The sequence below is a fragment of the Mesorhizobium sp. M7A.F.Ca.CA.001.08.2.1 genome, assembly GCF_003998455.1.
Taxonomy (GTDB): domain Bacteria; phylum Pseudomonadota; class Alphaproteobacteria; order Rhizobiales; family Rhizobiaceae; genus Mesorhizobium; species Mesorhizobium ciceri.
In genome coordinates this window covers 1-8,964 of sequence record NZ_RZPW01000199.1, presented here as the reverse complement: position 1 = coordinate 8,964, position 8,964 = coordinate 1, and the positions used below count along the sequence as shown (strand labels likewise).

Annotated in this window: 10 protein-coding genes; 8 read left to right on the top strand and 2 right to left on the bottom strand. The window is 62.9% G+C overall.

All coding sequences use genetic code 11. The annotated features are described in order from the left end of the window. Together EN914_RS14130 and EN914_RS14125 are read right to left on the bottom strand one after the other, a co-directional pair. Positions 1-695 (bottom strand): DEAD/DEAH box helicase (locus EN914_RS14130; protein ID WP_127389131.1); only part of this gene is annotated, 695 nt, incomplete at its 3' end. A 47-nt stretch (positions 696-742) separates the two neighbouring features. After that, positions 743-1,633, bottom strand: a complete 891-nt coding sequence (locus EN914_RS14125) for a DMT family transporter (RefSeq protein ID WP_013528075.1) — start codon at positions 1,631-1,633, stop codon at positions 743-745. A gap of 28 nt (positions 1,634-1,661) precedes the next feature. On the opposite strand from EN914_RS14125, the gene EN914_RS14120 reads away from it, so the two are divergent. From EN914_RS14120 to EN914_RS14085, 8 genes are all read left to right on the top strand, one after another. Then, positions 1,662-2,351, top strand: a complete 690-nt coding sequence (locus EN914_RS14120; RefSeq protein ID WP_024501811.1) for a PIG-L deacetylase family protein — start codon at positions 1,662-1,664, stop codon at positions 2,349-2,351. 276 nt (positions 2,352-2,627) lie between these two features. Further along, positions 2,628-3,959 (top strand): ABC transporter substrate-binding protein, encoded by a 1,332-nt coding sequence (locus tag EN914_RS14115; protein ID WP_024501812.1) that lies wholly within the window; start codon positions 2,628-2,630, stop codon positions 3,957-3,959. Between the two features lie 109 nt (positions 3,960-4,068). Further along, positions 4,069-5,016: a carbohydrate ABC transporter permease gene (locus EN914_RS14110; protein ID WP_013528078.1), complete on the top strand. Its 948-nt coding sequence runs from the start codon at positions 4,069-4,071 to the stop codon at positions 5,014-5,016. Then, a complete protein-coding gene (locus EN914_RS14105) occupies positions 5,013-5,963 on the top strand; it encodes a carbohydrate ABC transporter permease (RefSeq protein WP_013528079.1) in 951 nt (316 codons plus the stop codon). Before EN914_RS14110 ends, EN914_RS14105 begins: the two co-directional genes overlap by 4 nt. After that, entirely contained in the window at positions 5,960-6,166 is a 207-nt protein-coding gene (locus EN914_RS14100; RefSeq protein ID WP_013528080.1) for a hypothetical protein, read from the top strand. The genes EN914_RS14105 and EN914_RS14100 overlap by 4 nt, the downstream gene beginning before the upstream one ends. Before the next feature lie 2 nt (positions 6,167-6,168). Continuing rightward, complete coding sequence (locus EN914_RS14095) at positions 6,169-7,281, top strand: ABC transporter ATP-binding protein (protein WP_024501813.1); 1,113 nt, start codon at positions 6,169-6,171, stop codon at positions 7,279-7,281. After that, positions 7,274-8,287 carry an ABC transporter ATP-binding protein gene (locus EN914_RS14090; RefSeq protein ID WP_024501814.1) on the top strand — a complete coding sequence of 338 codons (1,014 nt, stop codon included), beginning with the start codon at positions 7,274-7,276 and terminating at the stop codon, positions 8,285-8,287. The genes EN914_RS14095 and EN914_RS14090 overlap by 8 nt, the downstream gene beginning before the upstream one ends. Before the next feature lie 55 nt (positions 8,288-8,342). After that, on the top strand, positions 8,343-8,964 hold a 622-nt coding region (locus tag EN914_RS14085; protein ID WP_164778738.1), incomplete at its 3' end, for a dihydroxyacetone kinase subunit DhaK.

The following is an 8,964-nucleotide window of genomic DNA, read 5'->3' as shown; positions in this document are numbered from 1 at the left end:
AGATCGAGCGCACCGCCGGGCAGGAAGGCAAGGACGCTGCCGCTCTCGTCGGCAAGGGCGGCGCGGATCGCCTTGGCCATCGCGTCCTCGATGGCGATGCCGGCCGGCCGTTCGTCATAACGGATATCGACGGGAAAGGCGCGACCCTCGCTTTCGACGACCGGCGCGCCCGACATGAGTTTGGCGACGCGCGCGCCGTCGAGCGTCGCCGACATCACAGTCAAGCGCAGATCCGGCCTGAGCGCCCCCTGCACGTCGAGCGCCAGAGCGAGACCGAAATCGCCGTCGAGCGAACGCTCGTGGAATTCGTCGAAAATGACAGCCGAAACACCGGGCAGTTCGGGATCGTCGAGGATCATGCGCGCCAGCACGCCTTCGGTGACGACCACGATCCTGGTCTTTGCCGAAATGCGGTTTTCCATGCGCATGGCGTAGCCGACGGTGGCGCCGGGTTCCTCACCAAGCAACTCAGCCATCCGGCGAGCGGCGGCGCGAGCGGCGAGGCGGCGCGGTTCAAGCAGGATGATCTTGCCGGCGCCGAGCCAAGGCGCGTCAAGCAGCGCCAGCGGCACCAGCGTGGTCTTGCCAGCGCCGGGCGGCGCCACCAGCACGGCGCTGTTGCCATCGCCAAGCGCTTCCCTCAGCGCCGGCAGCACGACGGACACAGGAAGCTCCGGCAGGGGTTTTGTGGTCATGGCGCCCGCATATCAGCGGTTACGGCCAGGGCGCAACCAGAGTCGGTTCAAAGCCGGGTACGCGAAAACGGGTTCCAGCGCACGGTCCCCAGCCGCGCTTCCTCACGCACCATGGTCAACAGGCCGGCGCCGCCAACGACCGCCAGGCCAACCAGCGACAGCCCGTCCGGATATTCCTGGAAAAACAACGCGCCGAGGATCACCGCCCAGGCGATCTGCGAATAATGCGTCGGCGCGACCCGGTTGGCAGGCGCGTATTTCATGGCCAGCAGTTGAAGGAATTGTCCACCTGCTGTGAAGGCACCGGCCGCCACCAACCACAGCAACTGCTTGCCGTCGGGAACGGTGAACGAGGTGGCGGCGGCACCGATGCCGTTGAACAGCAGGCCGTAGCCGACCAGCACGCCGAGCATGGTGGTGCGCTTTTCCTGCTGCGCCAGCGAGCGCATCAGGATGACGCTGGTGGCGGCGAGGAAAGCAACACCGAAGGCGGCAAGGTGGCCGAGATTGAGCTCGCGAAAGCCCGGCCGCACCACCAGCATGACACCGGCGAAACCGGCGACCACCGCCAGCCAGCGCCAGGGGCCGACCTTCTCCTTGAGGATCACCGTGGAGAGAATGGTGACGCAGAGCGGCGCCAGGAATATCAACGCATAGGACTCGGCCAGCGGAATGGTGGTGAAGGCGTAGACACTGAGCACGCCGGAAGCGATGCCCGCCCAGGCACGCGCCTGCACCGCCCATGGCCTTCTGGTGCGCCAGAAATCGCGCCAGCGTTCGCCCGCGGGCCGCGTGAAGAACAGGAAGAAGCCCGCGAACAAGGTTATGAAAAAGCCGATCTCGAAGATCGTGAGCTGACCGCCCAGGCTTTTGACAACGGCATCGCTACCCGAATAGCTTGCGTAGGCGATCAGGGCGAGCAGGATTCCGTTCGTCACGTTGTTCCAATTCCGGGGAGAGAGTCGTTTGAAAATCCTGGCGCTCGGTGCGCATCCGGACGACATCGAGATCTTCATGTTCGGTACGATGGCCGCCTATGCCGCGCAAGGCGCAGAACTCACTTTTGCCATGGCCACGGATGGTGCCAGGGGCGGCTCGAGCGATCCCGCTGTTCTCGCTCGTGTCCGTCGCGACGAAGCAACGGCCGCGGCCGCGCTGGTAGGCGCAGTGCCACGCTTCCTCGACTTCCCGGACGGCGAGCTGGTGGCCGATGCAGCGCTGATTGGAGCTCTGAAAGCACTGATCGGTCAAATCGGCCCGGATCTGGTGATCACGCATGCGCCCAACGATTATCATGCAGACCATCGCGCGCTGTCGGACGGCGTTCGTATCGCGGCGTCTTTCGCCGTCCCAGTGCTGCATGCCGACACGATGGGCGGCACCGGTTTTTCGCCGACGCACTATGTCGACATTTCCGCCCATGCCGACGTCAAGGCCGAGGCGATCCGCATGCATCAATCGCAGGATCCCGACCGCTTCGTCGACATTGCGCGGACACAGAACGCCTTTCGCGCCGGCCAGTGCAACGGCGCGCAAGGCTCATCGGCCGAAGCCTTCCGTTTCGAACCGTCGTTCCCGTTCGCCGATATCCGCGCGCTGCTGCCGCCGGCGCCGGCGATCCGCAAGGTGATGGTGAGCACCAGAAGGGTCGATTGAAGCCGAGGTTGCCCCACGTCCCGGTCAGAATCGGCCTGAACAGCTTCGGTAAGCCGGCCAGCGACCCGCGCTTTTCCCAACGTTTTCAGCCATCGCCATAAGCATGCTGCGGCGCAGCAACGAATTCGCTTGCCTTGTTTAGTAAAAATTGCATCACTAAACAAATTACTAAACATCTGCAGTGTAACCGCGCAGCCATGTTTGGGCCCCTGAGGAGAGGGGTTGAGGGCTTTTTGAAACCGTCATCCGGGCGCGTTTCGCAAATGGGAGGAAGTCATGAAATCGAGCTTGAAACTGGCGTTGGGACTGACCTCGGCAATCACAGCGTCGACAGCCGTCGCGAACGTCGCGCACGCTGAAGACCTGACCCTGTGCTGGGCCGCCTGGGACCCGGCCAACGCGCTTGTCGAACTGTCCAAGGATTTTACCAAGGAAACCGGTATCGGCATGAAATTCGAGTTCGTGCCGTGGAGCAACTATGCCGACCGTTTCCTCAACGAGCTCAACTCGCACGGCAAATTGTGCGACCTGATCATCGGCGACAGCCAGTGGATCGGCGGCGCTGCCGAGAACGGCCATTACGTCAAGCTGAACGACTTCTTCGACAAGGAGAAGATCAGCATGGACGATTTCGTGCCGGCAACCGTCGTCGGCTATTCGGAATGGCCGAAGAACACGCCGAACTACTGGGCGCTGCCGGCCATGGGCGACGTCGTCGGCTGGACCTACCGCAAGGACTGGTTCTCCAAGCCGGAGCTGCAGAAGGAATTCAAGGAGAAGTACGGTTGGGACCTCGGCCCGCCAACCACTTTCGACCAGTTGAAGCAGGTCGCCGAGTTCTTCCAGAAGCGCGAGATCGACGGCAAGACCGTCTATGGCGCCTCGATCTACACCGAGCGCGGCTCCGAAGGCATCACCATGGGCGCCATGGACGTGCTCTACAGCTATGGCTTCCAATACGAAAACCCCAAGAAGCCCTACGAGATGGAAGGCTTCGTCAACTCCGACAAGTCGGTGAAGGGGCTGGAATTCTACAAGGCGCTCTATGATTGCTGCACGCCGCCCGGTGCCTCGAACAGCTACATGGGCGAAGGCGTCGATGCCTTCAAATCCGGCCAGGTGGCGATGCACATGAACTTCGCCTTCACATGGCCGGGCCTGCAGAAGGACGAGAATGTCGGCGGCGACAAGATCGGTTACTTCGTCAACCCGAAGGGTCCCGACGGCGAGCAGTTCGCCCAGCTCGGCGGCCAGGGTATCTCCGTGGTGTCCTATTCCGACAAGCAGGAGGCGGCGCTGAAATACATCAAGTGGTTCGCCAACAAGGACGTGCAGGCCAAATGGTGGTCGCTCGGCGGCTATTCCTGCCTCAACGCGGTGGTCAAGGATCCGAAATTCCCGGCCAGCCAGCCCTACGCGCAGACCTTCCTCGACTCGATGGCCATCGTGAAGGACTTCTGGGCCGAGCCGAGCTACGCCCCGCTGCTGCAGGCCTCGCAGAAGCGCTTCCACGACTATGTCGTCGCCGGCCAGGGTTCGGCCAAGGATGCGCTCGACGGCCTGGTCAAGGACTGGACCCAGGTCTTCCAGGACGATGGCAAGATGTAACCAGCTCCTCCCGAGCTAAGCCAAGCATCCCGTGCCGCCCCTTGGCACGGGATGCAGTTCAGATAAATTCCATGACAGAGACGACCAAGTGACCGAAGCAGGACTCACCATGCTCAATCGGACCGCGGAGAACGTTGCCCGGGCGACCCCGGAACCGTTGGCCCGCAAGGTCCGGGGCATCAGCGACAAGGGCCTCGCCTGGCTGTTCATCTCGCCGACGATCCTGTTGCTGCTGGCCATCAACATCTTCCCGCTGTTCTGGGCGATCTATCTGTCGTTCACCAACTACCGGGCCAACCGCCCGAACGAGGTGGTGAAAAATCTCGGCCTTGCCAACTACCAGCGCATCCTCGGCGACAAGGATATCTGGATCGCCATGCAGACGACCGCGCATTTCGTGTTCTGGACAATCCTTTTGCAGACGCTGATCGGCTTCACGCTGGCCTGGCTGATCGACAGGAAGTTCCGAGGCCACGCCTTCTGGACGACGCTGATCCTGGTGCCGATGATGCTGTCGCCGGCGGTGGTCGGCAATTTCTGGCGCTTCCTCTATGAGCCGCAGATCGGCCTGTTCGCCTATGCGATCTCCTTCGTCACGAGGATTCCGCCGACCGATATCCAGATGCTCTCCAACGTGTCGCTGGCGCCCTGGTCGATCATCATCGTCGATACCTGGATGTGGACGCCCTACGTGATGCTGATCTGCCTCGCGGGCCTCCGCTCCATCCCCGAATACATCTACGAGGCGGCCGAGGTCGACCGCGCCTCGAACTGGCGGCAGTTCTGGTCGATCACGCTGCCGATGGCGCTGCCCTTCATCATGCTGGCGGTGCTGTTTCGCGGCATCGAGAACTTCAAGATGTTCGACATGGTCAATCTGTTGACCGGCGGCGGGCCGGGCTCGACGACCGAGGTCGCCTCGATAACGCTGAAGCGGCAGGCTTTCGAAAGCTGGCGCACCGGTTATTCCTCGGCCTTCGCCATCATCCTTTTCGTGGCGGTGTTCGGCCTGGCCAACATCTACGTCAAGGCGCTCAACAAGGTGAAGCAGAGATGAGCCTGACCACAGCCCATTCGGTCGTCGCACCGAGCAGCAACTCGAAACGGATCGCCGGCACGATCATCGTGCTTTACGCACTGATCTCGATCGTGCCGCTGCTGTGGATCTTCGCCACCAGCTTCAAGACGCCGCCGGATTCGATTGCCTATCCGCCCAAGATCCTGTTCCAGCCCAGTCTTGAGGGCTACTGCAATTTGTTCACGACGCGGACCCGGCAGACGCCGGAATACATCAACTCGCTGGGTCCGGCGACGGGCTTCTGCGACGAGACCACGCGCAAGCGCAACATGGTGATCGCCGGTCCGTCCAACTTCCTGCCGCGCTTCGTCAATTCGCTGATCATCGCCTTCGGTTCGACCTTCTGCGCCGTGTTCTTAGGCACGCTGTCGGCCTACGGCTTCTCACGCTTCAAGGTGCCGCTCGCCGACGACCTCCTGTTCTTCATCCTGTCGACGCGCTTCATGCCGCCGATCGCCGTCGCCATTCCGATCTATCTGATGTACCGCGAGCTTGGCCTGTCGGACACCGCGCTCGGCATGATCCTGCTCTACACGGCGGTCAATGTGTCGCTGGCTGTCTGGCTGCTGAAGGGCTTCATCGACGAGATCCCGCGCGAATATGAAGAAGCGGCAATGATCGACGGCTACACGCGGCTGCAGGCCTTCTGGCGCACCGTGCTGCCGCAGGCGACGACCGGCATAGCCGCGACCGCCATCTTCTGCCTGATCTTCGCCTGGAACGAGTATGCGTTCGCAGCTCTCCTGACCTCCGGCACGGCGCAGACCGCGCCGCCCTTCATCCCGACCATCATCGGCGAAGGCGGCCAGGACTGGCCGGCGGTCGCGGCCGGCACGACGATCTTCCTGGTGCCGATCCTGGTTTTCACCATCCTGCTTCGCAAGCAATTGCTGCGCGGCATCACCTTCGGCGCGGTGCGCAAATGAGCTTGACCAAGCCTGGGAACCGCAAATCGCGCTGGCCGGCCTGGGCACGGCGCGGGCTGATGGAAAACATCGCGACAGCGCTGATCGCCATCGGCTTCCTGATGCTGTTCCAGCCCTTCGCGCTGTCGCTCTACACCTACTCCTTCATCACCATGCTCGCTGGCACCGTGATGTTCATCATCGTCTCCAAGTTCCCGGAATAATCATGGCCGAAATCCGTGTCCAGCACCTGAGAAAGGCTTTCGGCGATTTCGTCGCCGTGCAGGATTCCAACTTCGTCGTCGAGGATGGCGAGTTCTTCGTCATGCTCGGCCCGTCCGGCTGCGGCAAGACGACGACCTTGCGCATGATCGCGGGGCTTGAGCTGCCGACCGGCGGCCAGATCCTGCTCGGCGGCGACAACGTTACCATGCTGCGGGCCCGCGAGCGCGACATCGCCTTCGTCTTCCAGCTGTTCGCGCTCTACCCGCACATGAATGTGCGCAAGAACATCGGCTTCCCGCTGCTGGCGCAAGGCATGCCTTCGGCCGAAATCCGCACGCGGGTCGAGGAAACGGCGAAGCTGCTGCGCATCGACCATCTGCTCAACAAATCCGTCTCCGGACTTGCCGGCGGCGACCGCCAGCGCGTCGCGCTCGGCCGCGCCATCGTGCGGCGGCCAAAATGCTTCCTGATGGATGAGCCGCTGGGAACCCTTGACACCGAATTCCGCGATTTGATGGTCCACGAGCTGCGCGAACTGCACAACCGCATCCATGCCACGACGGTCTATGTCACGCACGACCAGATGGAAGCGATGTCGATGGCCGACAAGATCGCGGTGATGAACCATGGCGTCATCGAGCAGTTCGGAAGCCCGCGCGAAATCTATGACCGCCCGGCGACCATGTTCGTCGCCGACTTCATCGGCTCGCCACCGATGAACTTTTTGGGATTTGGCGGCGGGCTCGCCAAGGGCGCCAGGGAGATCATCGTGCAAGGCGCGAAGGTCGCGGTGCCGGAGGTGCGCGAGGACATCGCACCTGGCGACATGGCGCTCGGCATCCGCCCTGAACACATCCGCTTCGACGACGCCTCAAAATTGCGCGGCGCCATCTACGGCACCGAATATCTCGGCACCACGCAGATCGTCGCGGTGGAGACGGCGGATGGCATCATCAAGGCACGCGTACCGGCCGAAATCAGGCTCGCCACCGGCGACCATGTCGGCCTGACGCTGAGCAGCGCGCGGCTGTCGCTGTTCGAGAAGGGATCGGGCCGCGCGGTGAGAACCGCGATCCACGATGTCGCCTCGGAACGGAGGGCCCAGCATGGCTGAGGTGCACATCAAGAACGTGACCAAGAGTTTCGGCGACCATGTCGCCGTCGACGGCCTCGACCTGCACATAGCAGATGGTGAATTCGTCGTGCTGCTCGGGCCAACCGGGGCCGGCAAGACGACGACGCTGCGGCTCATCGCCGGGTTGGAACGGCCGGACAGCGGCACGATCGAGATCGGTGGACACAATGCCACGACGCTGTCGCCGGCCGAGCGCGACACCGCCTTCGTCTTCCAGCAATATTCGCTCTATCCGCATCTGTCGGTGTTCGACAATCTCGCCTTTCCGCTGCGCTCGCCGGCGCGGAAAATGCCGGAAGACCAGATCCGCCGCCGGGTCGAGGAGGTGGCGAAGATGGTACGCATCCATCACAAGCTCGCCAACCGCTCGACCAAGCTTTCGGGCGGCGAAATGCAGCGCGTCGCCATCGGCCGCGCGCTGGTGCGCAAGCCTTCGATCTATCTGATGGACGAGCCGCTGTCATCGCTCGACGCCAAGCTGCGGGCGGATCTGCGGCTCGAGCTGAAGCGCATCCAGACCGAGCTCGGCGCCACCATGCTCTACGTCACCCACGACCAGATCGAGGCGATGACGATGGCAGACCGCATCGGCATCCTCACCGAGGGCGTGCTGGTGCAGATCGGCTCGCCGCGCACCATCTATTCAGAGCCGGCAAACCTGCATGTCGCGGCGAGGCTCGGCCAGCCGGCGATCAATCTTCTGCCGACCGAGCTGCTGCCTGACGGCGGCGCACCGGCCGGCACCAAGACGATCGGCGCGCGCACCGAGCATCTGACGATCGCGAAGGCCGCGAATGGCCATGCTGACGGCGTTGTCGACTGGGTCGAGCATCTCGGTGACCAGAACCATTTGCATGTGACGGTAGGCACCAAGAAACTGGTGACGCTGACCGATCCCGACACGGATCTGGCGCAGGGCGACAAAGTGGTGATCCGCTACCGGGCGCCGCTGTATTTCGGCGCCGATGGACAGCGATTGATGTGAGCGGTTTTCGGTGATTCAGCACCGGTTTTGATTTTTCGAGTACGGGACGAATTCGATGAAGCACTTTTTCAACCGCAGGGAAACGATCGTCACCGAGGCGCTCGACGGCCTGTTAAGGACCACCGGATCAATCGATCTCGCGCGCCTCGACGGCTATCCCGAGATCAAGGTCGTCCTGCGCGCCGACTGGCACAAGACGAAAGTCAGTGTCGTCTCCGGCGGCGGGGCCGGGCACGAGCCTTCACATGCCGGCTTCGTCGGCAGGGGCATGCTGACGGCGGCGGTTTCGGGCGAGATCTTTGCCTCGCCAAGCGTCGAAGCGGTGCTGGCGGCCATTCGCGCGGTCACCGGCCCGGCCGGCTGCCTGCTGATCGTCAAGAACTACACCGGCGACCGTCTCAATTTCGGCCTGGCGGCAGAGAAGGCGCGCGCCGAAGGGTTTCGTGTCGAGATGGTCATTGTCGCCGACGATATCGCTTTGCCTGACATCACCCAGCCGCGCGGCGTTGCCGGCACCTTGTTCGTGCACAAGATATCAGGCCACCTGTCGGAAGCCGGCCACGATCTGGCTGAAATCGCGGCAGCGGCGCGGGCGGCGGCCAAGGACATCGTTTCGCTCGGCATGTCGCTGTCGTCCTGCTCGATCCCGGGCCAGCCGCACGAAGACAGATTTGGCG